This window comes from Desulfopila sp. IMCC35008 (assembly GCF_010646885.2).
Classification (GTDB): domain Bacteria; phylum Desulfobacterota; class Desulfobulbia; order Desulfobulbales; family Desulfocapsaceae; genus Desulfopila.
Window position 1 is genome coordinate 4,231,242 of record NZ_CP050700.1, and the last position, 23,557, is coordinate 4,254,798.

The window sequence follows — 23,557 nt, forward strand, 5'->3', positions numbered from 1 at the left end:
AATCATGCTATATCAAATATCAAATCAGTGCACCCATAAGAAACCGGAAGAGAACTAGCGTGCCCACGAAAATTGGCTTAATCAGTGATGTCCATGCCACAGCAGACCCCGTACGGGAAGCCTTGGCGGTTTTTCAGAGTCAAAGGGTGAATTATGTTTTCTGTGTTGGAGACACTGCCGGGTACGGGAACGAACTGAACCAAACCGTTAATTTGCTAAATGAGAGTGGATGCACAACTATTATGGGTAACCATGACCTCTGGTGTCTGGCCAACCCCAATGACGGGAAAGCAGACTCGGTTCTCACTTTTTTCGAGAAATTGCCGTTGTGGCTATTAGTAACTCTCGAAGGGAAACGTGTCTACTTGGTTCATGCAAGTCCTCCACAGTCACTCATGGACGGGATTACCCTGTTGGATAAACGTGCAGAGATCCTGGCGGACCGGAAAAAGTTGTGGTCCGAAAAATTGGAAGGATCTGAATTCGATGTGCTAGTGGTCGGCCATACTCACCAGGTGTTTGCCGAACAGCTGGACGATGTTTTGGTGATCAATCCAGGAAGCACCAAATTCAATCATAGCTGTGCGATACTCAACCTACCCGAGATGGAACTTCAATTATTTCCTCTATCAAATAAAAAATTAACGCACGTGTGGAACTGGGGGATGGAGTGTGGCGACACCTGGTTGTGACATATAGAAAAGACATAAAAATGTCGAACCAGCATTTACACCAGACAAAGATATTTTCCGCGCTTTTCTGATCATTCGATGGCGGTGTTGTGATGAAAACGCTACGAGTTGTCCCAGATGTGTCCCGCAACTTCATTTTCTAGCAAATAAAGAAATAGTGTTGTGGCGTGAACATCAGGGTGACACAATTCGGCTCTTCAAAATTCCGGGATAATCTCGGGACACAAAGAGAGAGAGGTAAAGACCTGAAATAATGAATAAAATGGCGGAAGTGCATGGGAATCGAACCCACCTAGGAGGCTATTAACCCCCTACACCGGATTTGAAGCCCAGGTGTAACCAAACAAAATATTGTATATATTCAAAATATTGCGAACAATACTTTGTAAATAGAACACAATTTTGAGCACAATTGACAAAATATTGAATTGGAGTTTTTGCAAAATATTCTTTTAGACCTTTGAGTCTAAAAGAATATTTAAACAGGTGAGCAACCATATCAATCTAGAACTATTCAATCAAATTCAGATGTCCAACATCAGGATTAAAAAAATGTACAAACTCATTCTCAGTTACTTCAACCCCTTCCTTCCTAAGTACTTGAGCATCAACTCTTATTCGGCCAGCGCCGCCTTGACCACCATACGTGTTATAACCAATATTAGCGCCACCACCGCCACCAATAGCCGTAACGGTTCCATTATTTTCGACTGCCTGCCCAACTAGCCAGATAGCTCCGCCGGAACCGCCACCACCACTGGCACCATAGTGATGAGTAGTGCTTTGATATATTCCACTTCCACCAGCACCACCATCAGCAGCTACGATGCCTGTAGCACTAATAGCCAACGTGCCAAAAGCTTCCACATACACAGCACCACCACCCGCACCGCCACCACCGCCATTTGCTCCTAACTTGACCGGGTCTGTAACGTAGGACACAGACGTACCGCTTCCACCACCACCACCGGAACCACCCGTGAAGTCAAATAACGAAGCTCCACCATAAGTAATCCCTGCTGCTCCCCTATTCGCTGAACAACTCCCATTATACAGCCCGCCCTGTAAGCCAGAATAACCATATCCAGCACCTCCTCCAGTGAGACCAGTTACATTCGTCCCACATAGCTTGCCGCCGCCACCAGCGCCAGGACCAAAACCATTACCGGCATCTCCAAGGAGTCCACCATAGCCTCCCCCACTACCACCAGCAACTCCATAACCGCCTGGAACATTCAGGAAAATCGAGTCCTCACCACCAAGACCATCACTTCCTCGAACGCTGATGGTTCCCTCGATATTGACATCACCAGTGGATATTAATCGTAGTGGCTTTTGCCCAATCCCTCTGATTACAGTCCCGGGAGCAACATAGATAGAGGTATAAATGTTTGTGCCAGACAAAACCAATTCACTTATGCCGGTAGTATTTAATACGTTTTCCTGGTCTACAGTAACCGGGTTACCATCAGTGTTATCATCAAACCCATCGCCATCTGAGTCCACCAGCAACGGATCTGTCTCGCCAGCATCTACAACACCATTTCGGTTAGCATCTTCGGCCCCATCCGGTAACCCGTCACCGTCGGTGTCGGTGATCAGTGGATCCGTACCCAGCTGTAATTCTATCTCCGTTACAAGACCGTCATTATCTAGGTCTGCACCACGATCATCCAGGAACGGATCAAGTCCAAGACTGACCTCCTCACCGTTACTCCATCCGTCACTATCAAAATCAGTAGTATTATCAGGAACCAGCGGATCAAGACCGAACTCGACTTCCAGGCCATCAAGCATTCCGTCACCATCAGTGTCGGCCTGGTACATGTCGGTCCCTATCTCAAGTTCCTGATCATTCAGAAGACCATCACGGTCATGATCTCCAAGTCCAAAATAACCAACTAGTGGAGCAGTCACCCTGGCAAACAGAAATTCATCTTCATCAACGTCAACACCTTTAATACGGAGCCGTGGCGCATCTATCCTGATTCGGCCGACACCTCCAGGGCCACCTGAGATCATTGAATTCGAACTATTTATGACACTTTCTCCACCAAGCCCCCCTAAAGCCGTAATTCCACCTCCGTTAAATTCCAGAACGTTGGCGGCAATCCAGATCGCACCTCCGGAACCACCGCCTCCGCTACCGCCATAGCCACCTATGGTGTCATACACTCCACTGCCACCATAACCGCCATCAGCCCTTACACCACCATTTTCACCAATTAGAAGCCCTCCGGATGCATGTATGTAGACAGCACCGCCACCACCGCCGCCACCGCCGCCGTTGGCTCCCAAATCATCTCCTGCCACATCATAGTAACCGGCACTGCCGCCACCACCACCACCGGAACCACCAATGAAATCGAAAAGGATGGCAGAGCCATAAACAGTTCCTCCTGTTCCTCCATACGTAGTATTGGAAGAGAATGTACAAAAACCATGCACTCCCGGGGTACCGTAACCAGCACCTCCACCGGTTGTTCCGTTCGCATAACCACTCACCCTGAGACCGCCACCACCGGATCCAGGACCTCGACCTGCATAACCGTTACTCAACAGACCACCACGACCACCAGCGCCGCCTCCGGCTATTCCTGTACCTCCAGGTGTATTAACGAAAACAGCAGTGTTGTCAGCATTCTTGCCAGTACCACCAGTCACATCAACAAATCCTTCAAGAACGATATCACCCATGGAGATCAGCTGTAGCGGCTCATCACCACTGCCGCGGATGGTCGTTTCCGGAGCAACGTAGATCGAGGTATAAGTATGGGTACCGGAGAGCACGAGCTCACTCACTCCGGTTGTATCGAGAATGTTGTCCTGGTCTGCGACTAGCGGATTGCTGTCTGAACCGTCCGCAATACCGTCACCGTCACTATCGGAAAGTAGCGGATCGGTCTCGTCGACATCAACAATACCGTTCTGGTTGGCATCTTCCGCTCCATCAAGAAGACCATCTCCATCCGTATCAGCCACCAGCGGATCGGTTCCTAATTGTAACTCTGTCTCCGTTACAAGACCGTCATTATCGAGATCCGCACCACGGTCGTCGCGGAATGGATCTGTCCCAAGCGCCAACTCGTCAAAATTACTTACACCATCATTATCCGGGTCTTCCAAGCTGTCGTCAACCAGAGGATTGAGGTTCGCTTCTGCCTCATCACCATCATCTATACCGTCACCATCGGTGTCGGAAACAAGCATATCGGTCCCAAGTTCGAACTCCTCTTCGTTGGTCAGTCCATCCTGGTCATAGTCTGTCAGGGCAAAATAGCCAACTGATGGGCTCGAGCTCTGACCAAAAGTACTCTCATCTACTTCAACACCATTTATGCGTAGGACAGGGGCATCAATCCTGATCCGCCCGACACCGCCCTTACCGCCATTGAGGTTATAATAACTATAGTAGTTGGGGCCACCAAGGCCACCTAACGCACTTAGTGTTCCATTATTCTCTATGGTTAAAGCTGCTAACCAGATAGCACCACCGGAACCACCTCCACCACTGGCACCGTAATTACTACTACCTAACACACCACTACCACCAGAACCACCATCGGCGACTATGCCTCCGGCTGAGCCAATTGACAAGGTGCCTAACGCTTCGATATAGACAGCACCGCCACCGCCGCCTCCGCCGCCGCCATGGGAACCATAGGACACTTCAGGGACGTAGCTGGTCTGAGCACTGCTGCCTCCGCCACCACCAGAACCACCCATGAAGTCAACCAACCGGGAAGAACCATAAACTCTGCCCCCGCTACCTCGATAGTCTGTACTATATGATCCACCTTGGAGACCAGGTGAACTATAACCGGCACCACCTCCAGTTGCTGCCACAGTTCGGCTTGGGTAAACACCGCCACCACCGCCACCGGGACCGGTACCAGCCGAACCCGAACCAAGGATACCACCGCTTCCACCGGATCCACCGCCAGCTATGCCTCGACCACCAAACGCATTGATTATATATGTATTCTGGGCGCCTGAACCTGCCTTACCGCTGACATCAATGATACCCTCAATTGAAATATCACCCATAGAGAGCAGCTGCAGCGGCTCATCACCACTGCCGCGGATGGTCGTTTCCGGGGCAACGTAGATCGAGGTATAGGTATGAGTACCGGAGAGCACGAGCTCACTCACTCCGGTTGTATCGAGAATGTTGTCCTGGTCCGCTATCAGTGGATTGCCATCTGAACCGTCCGCAATGCCGTCACCGTCACTATCGGAAAGCAACGGATCTGTCTCATCGGCCTCTGTAATACCATTCTGGTTCGCATCTTCCACGCCATCAAGTAGACCGTCACCATCGGTATCGGCCACCAGCGGATCGGTACCTAATTGCAACTCGGTCTCCGTTACAAGACCATCATTATCAAGGTCTGCACCACGATCATCACGGAACGGATCGGTGCCAAGTGCCAACTCGTCAAGATTACTTACACCATCATCATCCGGATCTTCACCAGCATCATCGATAAGAGGATCAAACCCAGTTTCAACCTCATCACCGTCATCCATGCCGTCTCCATCACTATCAGAGACAAACAGATCTGTCCCAAATTCGAATTCCTCTTCGTTGATCAGCCCATCTTGGTCGTAGTCTGCCAGGGCAAAATAGCCAACTCCAGGATAGAAGTTTTGTACAAACTCATTCTCAGTTACTTCAACCCCTTCCTTCCTAAGTACTTGAGCATCAACTCTTATTCGGCCAGCGCCGCCTTGACCACCATACGTGTTATAACCAATATTAGCGCCACCACCGCCACCAATAGCCGTAACGGTTCCATTATTTTCGACTGCCTGCCCAACTAGCCAGATAGCTCCGCCGGAACCGCCACCACCACTGGCACCATAGTGATGAGTAGTGCCTTGATATATTCCACTTCCACCAGCACCACCATCAGCAGCTACGATGCCTGTAGCACTAATAGCCAACGTGCCAAAAGCTTCCACATACACAGCACCACCACCCGCACCGCCACCACCGCCATTTGCTCCTAACTTGACCGGGTCTGTAACGTAGGACACAGACGTACCGCTTCCACCACCACCACCGGAACCACCCGTGAAGTCAAATAACGAAGCTCCACCATAAGTAATCCCTGCTGCTCCCCTATTCGCTGAACAACTCCCATTATACAGCCCGCCCTGTAAGCCAGAATAACCATATCCAGCACCTCCTCCAGTGAGACCAGTTACATTCGTCCCACATAGCTTGCCGCCGCCACCAGCGCCAGGACCAAAACCATTACCGGCATCTCCAAGGAGTCCACCATAGCCTCCCCCACTACCACCAGCAACTCCATAACCGCCTGGAACATTCAGGAAAATCGAGTCCTCACCACCAAGACCATCACTTCCTCGAACGCTGATGGTTCCCTCGATATTGACATCACCAGTGGATATTAATCGTAGTGGCTTTTGCCCAATCCCTCTGATTACAGTCCCGGGAGCAACATAGATAGAGGTATAAATGTTTGTGCCAGACAAAACCAATTCACTTATGCCGGTAGTATTTAATACGTTTTCCTGGTCTACAGTAACCGGGTTACCATCAGTGTTATCATCAAACCCATCGCCATCTGAGTCCACCAGCAACGGATCTGTCTCGCCAGCATCTACAACACCATTTCGGTTAGCATCTTCGGCCCCATCCGGTAACCCGTCACCGTCGGTGTCGGTGATCAGTGGATCCGTACCCAGCTGTAATTCTATCTCCGTTACAAGACCGTCATTATCTAGGTCTGCACCACGATCATCCAGGAACGGATCAAGTCCAAGACTGACCTCCTCACCGTTACTCCATCCGTCACTATCAAAATCAGTAGTATTATCAGGAACCAGCGGATCAAGACCGAACTCGACTTCCAGGCCATCAAGCATTCCGTCACCATCAGTGTCGGCCTGGTACATGTCGGTCCCTATCTCAAGTTCCTGATCATTCAGAAGACCATCACGGTCATGATCTCCAAGTCCAAAATAACCAACTAGTGGAGCAGTCACCCTGGCAAACAGAAATTCATCTTCATCAACGTCAACACCTTTAATACGGAGCCGTGGCGCATCTATCCTGATTCGGCCGACACCTCCAGGGCCACCTGAGATCATTGAATTCGAACTATTTATGACACTTTCTCCACCAAGCCCCCCTAAAGCCGTAATTCCACCTCCGTTAAATTCCAGAACGTTGGCGGCAATCCAGATCGCACCTCCGGAACCACCGCCTCCGCTACCGCCATAGCCACCTATGGTGTCATACACTCCACTGCCACCATAACCGCCATCAGCCCTTACACCACCATTTTCACCAATTAGAAGCCCTCCGGATGCATGTATGTAGACAGCACCGCCACCACCGCCGCCACCGCCGCCGTTGGCTCCCAAATCATCTCCTGCCACATCATAGTAACCGGCACTGCCGCCACCACCACCACCGGAACCACCAATGAAATCGAAAAGGATGGCAGAGCCATAAACAGTTCCTCCTGTTCCTCCATACGTAGTATTGGAAGAGAATGTACAAAAACCATGCACTCCCGGGGTACCGTAACCAGCACCTCCACCGGTTGTTCCGTTCGCATAACCACTCACCCTGAGACCGCCACCACCGGATCCAGGACCTCGACCTGCATAACCGTTACTCAACAGACCACCACGACCACCAGCGCCGCCTCCGGCTATTCCTGTACCTCCAGGTGTATTAACGAAAACAGCAGTGTTGTCAGCATTCTTGCCAGTACCACCAGTCACATCAACAAATCCTTCAAGAACGATATCACCCATGGAGATCAGCTGTAGCGGCTCATCACCACTGCCGCGGATGGTCGTTTCCGGAGCAACGTAGATCGAGGTATAAGTATGGGTACCGGAGAGCACGAGCTCACTCACTCCGGTTGTATCGAGAATGTTGTCCTGGTCTGCGACTAGCGGATTGCTGTCTGAACCGTCCGCAATACCGTCACCGTCACTATCGGAAAGTAGCGGATCGGTCTCGTCGACATCAACAATACCGTTCTGGTTGGCATCTTCCGCTCCATCAAGAAGACCATCTCCATCCGTATCAGCCACCAGCGGATCGGTTCCTAATTGTAACTCTGTCTCCGTTACAAGACCGTCATTATCGAGATCCGCACCACGGTCGTCGCGGAATGGATCTGTCCCAAGCGCCAACTCGTCAAAATTACTTACACCATCATTATCCGGGTCTTCCAAGCTGTCGTCAACCAGAGGATTGAGGTTCGCTTCTGCCTCATCACCATCATCTATACCGTCACCATCGGTGTCGGAAACAAGCATATCGGTCCCAAGTTCGAACTCCTCTTCGTTGGTCAGTCCATCCTGGTCATAGTCTGTCAGGGCAAAATAGCCAACTGATGGGCTCGAGCTCTGACCAAAAGTACTCTCATCTACTTCAACACCATTTATGCGTAGGACAGGGGCATCAATCCTGATCCGCCCGACACCTCCCTGACCTCCATTCAGACGGTAAGTGCTGTAGTAGTTAGGACCACCAGCTCCACCAACCGCACTTAGTGTACCATTATTCTCAAGCACAGAAGCAACAAGCCAGATCGCGCCACCGGAACCGCCACCACCACTGGCACCGTAATTACTACTACCTAACACACCACTACCACCAGAACCACCATCGGTGACTATGCCTCCGGCTGAGCCAATTGACAAGGTGCCTAACGCCTCAATATAGACCGCACCGCCACCGGCTCCACCACCGCCCCCATGGGAACCGTAGGATACTTCAGGTACGTAGCTGCTCCTGGCACTGCTGCCGCCACCACCACCGGAACCGCCCGTAAAATCAACCAGACGGGTAGATCCATAAACAATGCCGGCACTCCCTCTAGATAAAGGATCTGCCGTCCAATAATATCCGCCCTGTAAACCGGGTGAACCGTATCCGGCACCACCACCAGTCATTCCCTGGGACCGGTTATCAAACCATGGACCGCCTCCACCGAAGCCAGAACCGACTCCTGCAGAACCCGCACTAAGGATACCCCCGCTTCCACCGCTACCGCCGCCAGCTATGCCTCGACCACCAAACGCATTGATTATATATGTGTTCTGAGCGTCTGAACCTGCCTTACCGCTGACATCGATGATACCCTCAATTGAAATATCACCCATAGAGATCAGCTGCAGCGGCTCATCACCACTGCCGCGGATGGTCGTCTCCGGGGCAACGTAAATTGAAGTGTAGGTATGGGTTCCGGAAAGCACGAGCTCACTCACTCCGGTTGTATCGAGAATGTTGTCCTGGTCTGCGACTAGCGGATTGCTGTCTGAACCGTCCGCAATACCGTCACCGTCACTATCGGAAAGCAACGGATCGGTCTCGTCGGCATCTGTAATACCATTCTGGTTCGCATCTTCCACACCATCAAGTAGACCATCTCCATCCGTATCGGCCACCAGCGGATCGGTACCTAATTGCAGCTCGGTTTCCGTTACAAGACCGTCATTATCAAGGTCCGCACCACGGTCGTCGCGGAATGGATCTGTCCCAAGGGCTAACTCATCAACGTTGCTTACACCATCGTTATCGGAATCTTCAGCAGCATCGTCAACCAGAGGATCCAGACCATATTCCACTTCATCACCGTCATCCATGCCGTCTCCATCGCTATCGGAAACTAGCATATCCGTACCAAAGGCTGACTCCTCTTCGTTGGTCAGCCCATCCTGGTCGTAGTCTGACAGGGCAAAATAGCCGACTGATGGGCTCGAGCTCTGACCGAAGGTACTCTCATCAACTTCAACTCCGTTTATGCGCAACACAGAAGCATCCACCCTGATCCGGCCGACACCTCCCTGACCTCCATTCAGACGGTAAGTGCTGTAGTAGTTAGGACCACCAGCTCCACCAACCGCACTTAGTGTACCATTATTCTCAAGCACAGAAGCAACAAGCCAGATCGCGCCACCGGAACCGCCACCACCACTGGCACCGTAATTACTACTACCTAACACACCACTACCACCAGAACCACCATCGGTGACTATGCCTCCGGCTGAGCCAATTGACAAGGTGCCTAACGCCTCAATATAGACCGCACCGCCACCGGCTCCACCACCGCCCCCATGGGAACCGTAGGATACTTCAGGTACGTAGCTGCTCCTGGCACTGCTGCCGCCACCACCACCGGAACCGCCCGTAAAATCAACCAGACGGGTAGATCCATAAACAATGCCGGCACTCCCTCTAGATAAAGGATCTGCCGTCCAATAATATCCGCCCTGTAAACCGGGTGAACCGTATCCGGCACCACCACCAGTCATTCCCTGGGACCGGTTATCAAACCATGGACCGCCTCCACCGAAGCCAGAACCGACTCCTGCAGAACCCGCACTAAGGATACCCCCGCTTCCACCGCTACCGCCGCCAGCTATGCCTCGACCACCAAACGCATTGATTATATATGTGTTCTGAGCGTCTGAACCTGCCTTACCGCTGACATCGATGATACCCTCAATTGAAATATCACCCATAGAGATCAGCTGCAGCGGCTCATCACCACTGCCGCGGATGGTCGTCTCCGGGGCAACGTAAATTGAAGTGTAGGTATGGGTTCCGGAAAGCACGAGCTCACTCACTCCGGTTGTATCGAGAATGTTGTCCTGGTCTGCGACTAGCGGATTGCTGTCTGAACCGTCCGCAATACCGTCACCGTCACTATCGGAAAGCAACGGATCGGTCTCGTCGGCATCTGTAATACCATTCTGGTTCGCATCTTCCACACCATCAAGTAGACCATCTCCATCCGTATCGGCCACCAGCGGATCGGTACCTAATTGCAGCTCGGTTTCCGTTACAAGACCGTCATTATCAAGGTCCGCACCACGGTCGTCGCGGAATGGATCTGTCCCAAGGGCTAACTCATCAACGTTGCTTACACCATCGTTATCGGAATCTTCAGCAGCATCGTCAACCAGAGGATCCAGACCATATTCCACTTCATCACCGTCATCCATGCCGTCTCCATCGCTATCGGAAACTAGCATATCCGTACCAAAGGCTGACTCCTCTTCGTTGGTCAGCCCATCCTGGTCGTAGTCTGACAGGGCAAAATAGCCGACTGATGGGCTCGAGCTCTGACCGAAGGTACTCTCATCAACTTCAACTCCGTTTATGCGCAACACAGAAGCATCCACCCTGATCCGGCCGACACCTCCCTGACCTCCATTCAGACGGTAAGTGCTGTAGTAGTTAGGACCACCAGCTCCACCAACCGCACTTAGTGTACCATTATTCTCAAGCACAGAAGCAACAAGCCAGATCGCGCCACCGGAACCGCCACCACCACTGGCACCGTAATTACTACTACCTAACACACCACTACCACCAGAACCACCATCGGTGACTATGCCTCCGGCTGAGCCAATTGACAAGGTGCCTAACGCCTCAATATAGACCGCACCGCCACCGGCTCCACCACCGCCCCCATGGGAACCGTAGGATACTTCAGGTACGTAGCTGCTCCTGGCACTGCTGCCGCCACCACCACCGGAACCGCCCGTAAAATCAACCAGACGGGTAGATCCATAAACAATGCCGGCACTCCCTCTAGATAAAGGATCTGCCGTCCAATAATATCCGCCCTGTAAACCGGGTGAACCGTATCCGGCACCACCACCAGTCATTCCCTGGGACCGGTTATCAAACCATGGACCGCCTCCACCGAAGCCAGAACCGACTCCTGCAGAACCCGCACCGAGAATACCACCGCTACCACCGGAACCACCGCCAGCTACGCCTTCACCACCAAACGCGTTTTCAGTAGATGTATTAACAGCATCGGCACCATCACCACCAGCCACATCGATAATCCCTTCAACGTCAATGTCTCCAGCAGAGATCAACAGCAACGGCTCATCACCACTGCCACGTATGGTCGTTTCCGGGGCAATATAAATTGAGGTGTAAACATTAATACCCGACAACTCTAATTCACTTATCCCTGTCGTGTCCAAAGCAGTATTCTTATCAAACGGGTCTGCCCCCAATTCCAGCTCTTCGATATTCGTGAGTCCATCCTGATCTGGGTCGTCATCTGCATCTTTTACCAGCGGATCCAATCCCCAGTGAACCTCAACAGCATCGGACATGCCGTCTCCGTCAGAGTCGTCGCTATTAGGATCAGATTCTCCTGGATCAATTATTCCATCTTGATTTTTATCCTCCTCAATATCACTTAGGCCGTCACCATCTGTATCCGCTTGCAGTGGATCAGTGTGAGTGATCGAAATTTCAATGAAATCAGATATGCCGTCATTATCGGAATCGGTAATTAACGGGTCTGTTCCATGAACATTGACCTCTTCCCCATCACTTAATCCATCAGAGTCTGTATCTCCAACAAGATAGTCTGTTAAATAGATCAGCCTCTCTTCTTTATCGCTTAAGCCATCATTGTCCGAATCGTCACAAGCATCACCTAATCCATCGTTGTCGATATCATATTGTTCACCATTAATGACATCCGGGCAATTATCGCAGATATCACCATGTCCATCATTTTTATATCCACATTCGAGTACTAAGGCCTGGCCGTCGACATTCAGAATTTGTGCATAAAAGCCCCAATTCCCTCCCCCATCGGTCACTTTAATCAAAAGGCGATTGGCTCCTTTTACCAAATGAGCTGCAATCACATTCTGGCCGGGGACTGGTTCCCTACAGGTATTTTCAACCAGTATCTCAACCCCATTAAGCCATACCTGTACACCGTCGCCACTTCCCAAAAGCAATTGTACATCCGTAGCATTCTCTGCATAAACGTCTGTGTAGGCATAGCTAACCACCTGCTCATTAGGCACAAATAGAGAATCAAAATCGATATAGGAACTATCACTTTCATATTCATGCCAGGTTTTCCCCTCGACCGTACCACCCGCAAATGGTGCTGCGTTCTTTTCGTTTATATATTCGACTGCGCTACCACAACCTTCCGCAGCAAAAGGCCCAAGTATAAGCCAATTTTTCATATAGCCTTCAACATCTGTTGTATAAACAGATCCCTGAAGGTCAGAATCGGTTTGGTCAGGATTTATATCTGTTGGGCAGTTATCAGCCAGATCATTGACTCCATCTCCATCGGTGTCAGTAATAACAGGATTACTTCCATTCACTAACTCATCAGCATCATGCAATCCGTCATTATCTGAATCCATGGAATTCGGGTCTGTTCCATGGACCTGAACCTCATCACCATCGTGCAGTCCGTCACCATCAGAATCCGGATCAAAGGGATCGGTTTGATAGGTGTTAACCTCTTCATCATCTGACAATCCATCGTTGTCAGTATCTTGTGCCAAAACACTGAATTGAATCAAAGCTTCGTCAGAGTAAAGGTGCCCATCGTTAACATCAAAAATTAGTGAGTCTTCCCCTGAGTATCCAGGTTCTGCGATATAAACGACTCGCTTTTGCTCATCAATTACAATTGCCGGTACTGTAGAAATAGCTTCGCCTGCAGCAATACTATCAATCGTCTGGTACAGTGATCCATGAATAGGAAGGGAAGTAATAGTAAATACAAGTTCGTCACCGTTTGGATCACTACCCTGTAGAGTAATCAAAACCTCACTACTTGTATCGAGAACAATTTCCTGCTGAAGAGCAACCGGAGCCTCATTATGCTCCAAGGGTTTATCATCTTCGCCATCAGGAATGCTATCTCCATCACTGTCGGGATTATGTATATCAGTCCCTATTGCAATCTCATCAATATTCTCCAATCCATCATTGTCTGGATCGTCATGTGCGTCATCCGTATATGGGTCTGATCCAGCACCAATTTCGACACTATTAATTAAGCCATCACCATCATAATCTCCGAATTCCGGTATTAGCGTAACCTGGTTGCCATCAATAGCAATGCTGTCGGCATCTTGATATATTTCTACCTCAGCAAGTGAAACGATGCCCACACCTTTATGAACAACCCTTAGGAATCTGGCGTTACTAAAAATGGGAACTATAATGGTGCCCGTATCAAAATCTCTTTGAGTTCGATATACCTCTACCGCATTATTCTTGTATTCCAGCGGTAACTGAGGTGAACTAAAGTCGTTTTCATCAAATAGGGTCTCGGATATAAGAACTGCCAACTGATTACTTCCCTGACAACAATCGTCGGCACGCAAATACAATTTCACATAACCAATATCAACATTTTGTCCTAAGTCGAGTTGCCACCATGCATGCAACTCTTCGTTGGTTTCGGCAATTGTAGGATTCGTCTCATCCCAAAAGCCATTCACATTTCCATCGACAGCCAACCCTGAAGACGAACCATCGGCGAGAGAAGAAGACGATGTCATTTCCACATTGACATTTAGCTTTTCTCCACCATAGATAATATCGCCATAAATAAGCAGCTGGTCATCTTCCATTGCATCAAGCATTGGAACGTGCCATATAGTCGAATAAGGCGATTCAGATGTACCAACCGACCATTTTTGTTGTCCATTTTGTGCCAGAAAATGAACAAAACTGATCATATCATCCGACCCACCGGCAGCAACCACCTCGGTTTCCTGACCTTCTACTAATAAACTGCTATCCTCAGGAGCAAGAATATAGAAATCTAATACCGAAAATGTAGAAGAATAAGGTATAAGAGGATTTCCTGCGATATCTGTTATATCAGCAGTCAACTCCACAGAATGTAGTTTACCCAGGTTTAAAGGATTATCAGGTTGCCATGTTATACTGGACCCATCAGTGCTTATACTGAAAGTACCGCTAACGGCATTGCTATCTACCCTGACTATAAAAGATTCCGCAACAACACTGTCCGCAGCTATCGCCTCGCTGACCTTAACCACTACATTAGAGAGAAACGGTACACCTGTTGCTCCTTCAACTGGTGAAATGGAGATAACTGAAGGAGCAACAATATCGGCAATTTTTACTGTGCGTTTCTGAACGGTTTCGTTCCCAGCTATATCTCGGCCAACCACCTCTATCATCACCTGTTCATTGGCACCGGCCTCCTCGGGAATATTGAGATCAAATTGAGTCGATGCAGAGGTCGCACTATCGACTACGGTATGTTTGCCCTCACCTGTTACTGCGCCACTCGCAGAATACCTTAACTCTGCCAACCCTGACTTGTCTTCTGCTGCAATATTTATAGTAATGGTATCTCCGGGGATAACTACGCTGTCCTCCTGGGGCTCCAAAATGGTCAATACCGGTCCTAAAACATCAACAACCTGAAGTGTCAGACGAGCTGTAGCTGAATTATTTCCCATACTGTCAGTTGCAACAAATGAAACAGGTATAGCCTGCCCATGAGTCAATGTTTCGGGAACAGTAAATGAAAAATCTTCTGAAACATGTGCTGAGGATGTGCTTCTTGATTCAATATGAAAATCTCCAGCCTGAAATTGCAATTTTACTACTTCAATTTCATCTTCTGCGATACCTTTAACAGTTACCACCTGCCCGACATGAACATCCAAGGATCCAGCTTCTATACTTATTGCAGTAAGCGGTGGTCGTCTATCAACAACCATTAAGGAAATAGAAGATTCGGCATGATTATCGGCTGCATCAAAAGCCGATGCAGTCAGTATTATTTCTTTAGTAGGATCAGCATCTTCTGGAACTGAAATGGTGATATTAGCTGATGATGGTGATTGAACCGGTTCAATAATATGCTCGCTGACAGCAGGCAATGCCCCTACTGCAGACAAACTAATAGATTTTACTCCACTGAGATCATCTGCACGTACAAACACAGTGATTTCAGAACCGGGTTCAACCATGCTGCCATTTGCCGGGCTACCTATGGAAACCTTTGGAGGCAAGCGATCTGCCACGGTAACAATTACTTCATTTGATGGAGAGGATAGTCCAAGTGCATCAATAACCGTGCCTCTGATTGGAATTGTTTTCCCTACAGGATAATCTTCCGGAACAGTAAATTGAAATAGAGTTTCAGCAGTTTCTGGAAATACAGCAAATTGCCGATTCCCTGAACCGAGAGTCCCTCCCTCGGCAAGGTAGGATATTTTGTCTACACCAACATCATCACTCGCAGCTATGCGTACGGTTACCTCCTGTCCTGGCGTTACCGTTATATTTCCTGGTGCAGTAATGATAGCCGTCGGGGGTTTATTTGCGATAATTGACAGCGGCAGGTTGTAAACAGGACTGCGGTTATCCATCAAATCCACAGCCACCACCCCTAACGCAAATTGAGATCCAAGTTCAGGTCCCGGCAATAATGAAAAGCTGTAAGGATCTTCTGCGACTGTCTCAAGAAGTGTTCCATTAACATAAAACTCAACATTACTTAGATCCCCAGCGCCATTCATCACCGGAGTAAATGTAACTGCTTTACCCTGTGTAAGCTGGTCACCTCCTGAAACAGCCACGTCTATTACTTCTGGCGCGATTGTATCAATAGTAAAAAATGTCCAATTGATTTCCTCGTTTGGCATCACATTGCCGACCTTGTCACTAACAGGTCCTATAATCTTTACTGTATAACTTGAGTTTGCCACAAGCGGCTCATCAGACACAAACACACCAACTCTATCAGTGAAAGCTTCCGGCCAAGACATGGTGCCATTAATAGAAGAACCATGCCGCATAACATTAAAGGATGTTATTGAATCCGGGTTTACAGACTCACTAAACTCAAACCGTATTACCGATGAAAGTGATATCTCCTCCTCATCACTATCAGGACTCACTGAAACAAGTTCAGGCGGAGTAGAGTCAGCAGTTGTAAAGGTGAAATCGAAGTCAGCAACCATGCTCAACCCAGAAAGATCTTTGATTCCAGGTTTTTCAACCTCATTCTCAAAATCAAGTTTATCTCTTTTGAGTAGAACACGTACCGTTGATAAATCAGGAAACTGCTGATCTGCTGAAAATGTCACCACCAAATTGTCAGACGAGAAGCTTAAAGTACCAGGCACAGTGACACTACCTAACAACACCTGGAACGTATCCATCGTCACCGACTGACTATCGATTGGCTCTGAAAATTCAACTATTATCTCGGCATTGACACTCACACCGGTTATTTGGGAACCGGGTGTGTGTGTAACAACTATCGGACTGTCGCTGTCCACAACAATACTTCCAAGATCAAGATTTTGCCCATTGTTGTCGAGAGTAAAGAACCTTGAAGCCACTCCATTCGACTTGGATTCCAGTATCGTCACTGAATACGTATCTAAAGGCAGACCTGTGAAACTGAAAATACCATTTCCATCTGCAAGGTGATTGACATCAAATCCACTACCGTGCAAGGCAACGATAGCACCCGCTGCTGGACTCAAACCATCGGAAAGAAGAACAGTGCCGCTTATGCTGCTACTCGGCTGCAGCCGAAGACTGTTGTGTTCTGGATCATCATCATTGTCCTGAAATACAAGAACTTGCCCAGGGGCCGTCAACTCACCGGAAACAATCGCTCCTAACCTTGGAGTTGTATTAAGGGTTTCAACCTCAAGAGTAAATGGACCAAACGGAATATCCTCAAAAACAAAACTACCATCATCTGGTGTAATTCTCGACACGCCCCCCGGTGAAAATGAACTTTGACTTTGGAGTATTACCCGGGCATTTGCTATAAGATTCTCACCTTGCCAATCAAGCACAACCCCTTCGACCCTGCCGGTACCGTTCATGACCAGGTTTTTCTGTGCGACATCACCATCAAACAGTAAAACGACCTCTGCTTCAGTGCCATCGTTCCCTGTTGCAGACCTGACGGTTAACCTATATTTACCGATTGGCAGAAACAGACCGGAATCAAATCTTCCATCACCATCAGTCTGTATCGTTCTTTCTACTCCGTTACCATTAATACTCACGGAAGCAGCTGCAGAGACAGGGGGATCACTCAATGGATTTCCTTCAGCATCAACAGGAGATCCTGAATCATCTAAAACAACTCCCTGCCCATAAACGACTCCAGTGATTGATCCACTGGCAGTGAGAAAAATATCTTGAGTGTTGAGGTCTCCATCGGCTTGCATTTCACCGGTCGCCACTCCTGACAAACCACTGGCATAATCCCTCGCATTTATACTAAACTCTCCAAGAGGAACACCAGGAAACTGAAATATTCCCTGGCTATTCGATCGAGTAATCATGCTATTACTGAAACTGCCCGAAGGAAAAAGTGTGACATCCGCCGAGGTGACAGGGATGGAGCCGTTATTTCTTAATACCTGACCGGTAACGGTACCCAATCCGCCCAATGTAACTGGAATTTCGACAATCTGTCCATCATAAGTAATAGCCCCATATTCGCTACCACATCGTGCAGTATTTGTGTCCCGGACTTCCAAATTGAAAAAACCACCTGGAACGTTTTCAAACGTGAAAATTCCATTATCCCCTGTAATTGTATACAGGTCTATCCCACCAGTAGCCTGCAACCGCACCATCGCTGCCCCATCGTTCACAGTACCATCTGGCTTATACACCGTACCGGTCACAGTACCAAACTCTTCACTGGTAATAACCTGTCCGCTCTGCGTCGTTACCGCCCCCATGCTGACAGTTATATTGCGGATTAAACCATCTACAGGGTTCTCAGGTATATTACCTGAGGTGACTCCGGGAAAATATCCCGGAAAAGTTGCAGTGACTTGAAAATCACCTTCAGTTAATGGAAATATTTCGATATTGCCATTTTCATCCACCACCAATTTCCGAAAAGAATCCTCTTCATTAATATCTAAACCCGATGCTGTACTAACGGTGACCTCAGCATAAGGTACCGGGCTCACCCCGTCTGCTTCTACAATGTTAACAACTGCTCCGGCAGCGTCCTGAAGACGAATATCTGCAATGAGAACATCGTAAATTGGCACTACACCATAAGTTTCACCATAAAGGCGGACATTAAGATTTTCAAAAGTGCTTGTTTTGATATCGGCTGCGGAGGTTGCTCTAATAATTGCATCAGGCTCTCCGGTATCAGCAGTAAGAGATATGCCACCCCTTAGTACCAATGGAAAATGGAAGGAACCAGTCTCATCAGTTAAGACACTAATTTCCCCAAGTCCCGCTGACATGGCAGAAACCTTAACATTTTCACCGACAGGAGTAACTCCATCCGGTAAGAAAACTGTTCCACGTACCTCGCCATTGACTGGCGAAAGAATTATGTCACCAACATCTACTATGCGCTCTGCAGGATTTGTTGTCCGAGGCATCTCATAATCCAGATCGACCTGGTCAACAAAAGCATTTGAAACGGAGAGTGTGAACGGTCCACCTGTAATGGATCCTTTATAATGGAATTCACCAGTAACCTCCCCCCCATCCCCAAGTATGTCACTTGAGAGGAGGCGCTGTCTGCTCGACAGGTAAAAACATTTCTGTTCCCCTGGTAACATGGACATAATTCGACCCTCTAACTCAGCGGGGAACTCACTCAGAGATGCCTCTATTGCCGTTAGATAATAATTCTCAGCTTTTGAACGTCCCTCTTGCTCTGGACAATTTGCATTCCATACCTTGTTGGTAATTACAACATCGGCTATGGCAGGAGTACCGTTACTTTGAATGACGCGTCCAAGCACTTCACCAAGCCCCCGAAAATACACATCAACATCACTCACTTCTCCTGGGTAGCGAATTGAAGCGTTTGCCATGCCCCCATCACCATGATGATGAGTGACAGCGCGAATCGAGTATTCAGCAAATTTTACGGTGTCTGGGTAACCAAGCTGATACATGGGAGACTCATCAAATCGATAAAAACCCTGATCATCAGTTACAGTTTCACTCATTATCCCTGAACCACTCTCACCAGAATACCACAGCTGAACCATCTGATTAGCTACAGGAGTCACGCCATCAGCTTCAAAAACAGTACCCTGAAAAACACCAGTCGGCTCCAGAACCAGAACTACATCCTGAACATCTTCCGGTGAATAAAGCTCAACCTGTGTCTTTGCCAGTGCTTTTGAGCCTTCCTTTTGGCCATACACTGTCAGTTTCATTAGGGGCAGATCTGAGATTTCAAATATCCCACTATCATCTGCCTCAACCAGAAAAGGGCCGCATGCGACCTTGGCTGCCGGGACCAGATTTCCAAGAGAATCCACAACAACGCCGCGCACCGTCCCGCCGGTCCCAGGTAAAACTACAGTTAGATCAACATGTCCATCTTGCTCCAGAAAACCGTTTGCACGAGCTTGCTCATAGGTTGATGCTCTTGCAGCATAAAGGATTACATCACCTGCAGGAATATCTGAGAATGAATAATAACCATCAGCATCGGTGTAAGTTGATGCAACCGCACTCATGCCATAAGTTTGACCAGCAAGATCACTATTAATTACAACTTCAGCAGCTATCTGAACCTCAACATGGACAGCTCCGGCAACCCCGTCATGTTCAAGAACACGGCCACTTACTGTTCCGAACTGGCTAGGTGCAACAAGAATAATATCCTGTTCTACACTCGCTTCATTATTTGGGATATTGATCGTCGTGAGCCCCTTTCCTATCAATGAACGGCCACTGCCAACTAGTGTTGTAACCAGAGTGGTATTACCGACGGGAAGACGAGGAGCTGACCACACTTTACCGGTGTCATCAATATACTCATAAGGAAAGGAATAATGACCATCTGCATCAACCCAACTGAGGAAGGTCTCGTTGGTAGTGATATTATTGGCCACAACCATCAAAGCATCGTCTGAATCCGGTGTCGATCCAGACACAATTGAACCATTCTCAAAAAAGACAGTCCCCTCAAGACTCCCTGTTCCGCCACCAACTGATTGTACAATGACATCGAGATATTGATCCTGCCCGTCAAAGTGAATTACAGAGGACACCTCCCCCTCCTCATCACTAAGAGTATCAACACCCTGAATTGTAAAAGGTGTCAACTTACCAGCTACAGACTCCCCCTGCACAACATAATCTATGAGAAACCGGCCACTTGCATCGGATACGAGTATAGAAACGGGACCTGGCCACTCACTTGCCGAGTTATAATACTTGACAGAAGCAAATGGGATAGATGAACCATCGACCCCTGTAACCTGGCCACTAACCAGCCCGCCAATCTCTCTATCCGGATCTGGCATAATAATTCTGGCAGATCGCCCCATGCCATGCTGGCGTAGATCTGCCAATCCAGTTATAACAAGTTCTCTTTCTATAAATGGCCCGACAGGTGCATCCAATGCCAGGAAAACCATCCGACGATCAGAAGTAACGTATGCACCTTTGACATTGTGACCCTCAACTTCATAAATTGAAGTTTCCCCAGCCAGTTGTGAATCAACTTCCTCATTTAACAAGGCACCAATCATTTTTCCCATTTTGTTGCCTTTGATCCACTGCCTAACACCAATAATTTCCGGAGCAAAATCTGTTATAGTTTCGACTGTAACGGGCAGAAGATCCAGATCAAAGTCACCATTATTATCAGTATCAATCTGGAATACGAAACTATTGTCATTGTCCTTTCTCCAATTCATCCTTCCATAACTGCCATCCGGCAGCACCAGAGAAGGGTAGATCACTCGTTTCATGGAGGCGGATTCACCAGGAACAATCAGGGAAATAACAGACGAATCAAGTCGCTGAGTAATAGAAAACTCGAATGTATAGGACGGAGAAGCCGGGGCTGCATCAAATATTATCTCATTTGCAAAGCTTTCTTCCGACAAGGATAAAACTATCGTATTAGGTATTTCTCTATACAGTGAACCGTTTTCGCTAAGCTTACCTACAATATTCTCTTCATCATCGGTAATTTGTAATTGTACAACACCATTCTCGCCACTCATCCCGTACGATAGATGTGCAGGACGGGACGCAAAAAGTTCTGCCCATTGTTGCTGAAATTCTGCTAATGCCTGGCCATCCAATTCTTTTCTAATGAGTTCAGATAAGACCGTGGTCAGGTTGTTTCCAGCATCCGTATTCCTTCGCAGGCTGTCAAATGCTTCGATATCTGCCAGCACCTTCGACTGCTCTTCTTCGTCAGGGTAAAATTCTGCAAGTCTGTCAATATCGTTACCAAGAAAATCCATTATTATGGCCTGTAATGCAGACCGGTAGGATTCACCAAATTGAATATGCAGACCGGCTTGGGCCATCTTGGTTGCCAAGTCAAAAACATGTGATTTCCTTATCCTCGAGACATCAGAGGAAAGAGAACCCGCTGGAGCTGTTGCAACACTGTATGCCATTCCAAGCAAGCGGATAGCTGCAAAAGCAAGATCAGGTTCATCAGGAAGATAGTCCACTGTCGAGGGCAGGGCCAAAGTATCAGGTGATAGTGGTATACCGCAATCTCCAACCCCAGTATTTAGAACGAAACTGCCATTAATCCCTTCATCTGCCAAGAAAACAGTCCCTCTTACCTCTCCTGTAATTCGAGCAACAAGACGAAATTCAAGCGTCTCGGCCTGTCCGGCGGCCAGGGTCCTGATCGATCGCTGCCCTGTTTCTCCCTCAGCTAAACTGGCTCCGGACAGGCTATGCTTGTTGATATTCAGCTGAAAAAGATTTGCAGGTGTCGATGAGGCATTAGTGACTGTAGCAAAAACGGGATAGGCTTCACCTTCACGAACAACATCCGGGTGAGCAAGAACTATGTCGAAAGATGGATTTTCAACCTTTACCACCCCAGACGCTTTACCAACGACATCAACATATCTATTGAGAGCATCAACATATAACTCACCATTAATATGGAAATCGACAGTATGTGTCCCTTCTCGCAGGCCTTCAACTAGGAATTCTCCTGAATTTGTTCTTTGGGGAGCGAGAGTATTACTGCCATGTTCATCAACAAGAGCTACCTGTTCGGTAATACCACTATCCGTTTCTGCAAGTCTCAGTGGATCATCACCGCTTGCAGGGATCTCATCAGCACCCAAAGGAAGATTTATTGTAGCAGTTAGGTTTTCCACATCCAAACCGGAACCTTCAGGCGAGGCGTTACTGGCCTGTACGATAACACTGAAAAATTGATTCAGATAAGCAATATTCCCAGGGATTATAATTACACCTGCAATTGATGGAAGCTCAATCTCTTCCTCGTTAGGAATAACCGGCCTAATAGTGAAACCCTGGAGGCTTAAATTTGGAATGTTAATAAGCTCCAATCCCTTTCCGATGTTCGTATAGTCAGGGAGAGAAATTGGGACTAAAATTTCTTCACCGTCATTCCCTGTGCGATAAAATGGTAAATCAATTGATACAGTCTCACTTCCAAGAGACAAGCCAATTGTGAAATTTAGTACAGTAAAATTGTCTGCATCTATAACAATTCCACGTTCTTCTATCTCGTCTAAGGTTAAAGTTCTTGATGTAACCTGTGTAACAAGCAGTTTTTCAATAACGTTAATTACGACTGGCTCTGCTACTGGATCGCGTAAAAGTAGTTGTGCACCATCTTGGTCTTCAAGTCTTATATTGCGAAGAAAGTAATCACCTCCGACTTTCAGACCTGGTATCTCCATATATTGGTTCGGAAAAGCACTAAGTGTGAGAGGTTCGGAAAATTGCGGTCCATACAGTTCCGCTTTAACCATAGAACCAAATGGGTAATCTGCTGCTATTCCCTGTTGGGGTAATCCTACTATTGTTTGGACACCAGTTGGTAGATCCTTCACAGCTGTCATTTTGTGATGGATTCCGTTTAGATCAGGTCTTGTATCGACATCAATGGCTATTCCTTTAACAAGAACTTCACTATTACCGATATCTTCGGCTAGTACAGGAAATTGAAATAAATTAAAAATTAAAAATAATAAATACTGAAGAACAAGTATTTTTTTCATAATTCCTTTTCACCAGGATATTCTAATTTATTAAAATATAC

Annotated in this window: 2 protein-coding genes; one reads left to right on the plus strand and one right to left on the minus strand. The window is 47.9% G+C overall.

Translation table 11 applies throughout. The features are described from left to right. Positions 1–59: 59 nt before the first annotated feature. On the plus strand, positions 60–692 hold the full coding sequence (locus GA520_RS18430) for a metallophosphoesterase (protein ID WP_163337884.1): 633 nt from the start codon (positions 60–62) through the stop codon (positions 690–692). Between the two features lie 510 nt (positions 693–1,202). Here the strand turns inward: GA520_RS18430 and GA520_RS18435 are convergent. Continuing rightward, positions 1,203–23,516, minus strand: a complete 22,314-nt coding sequence (locus GA520_RS18435; RefSeq protein ID WP_304511247.1) for an Ig-like domain-containing protein — start codon at positions 23,514–23,516, stop codon at positions 1,203–1,205. Positions 23,517–23,557 lie beyond the last annotated feature (41 nt).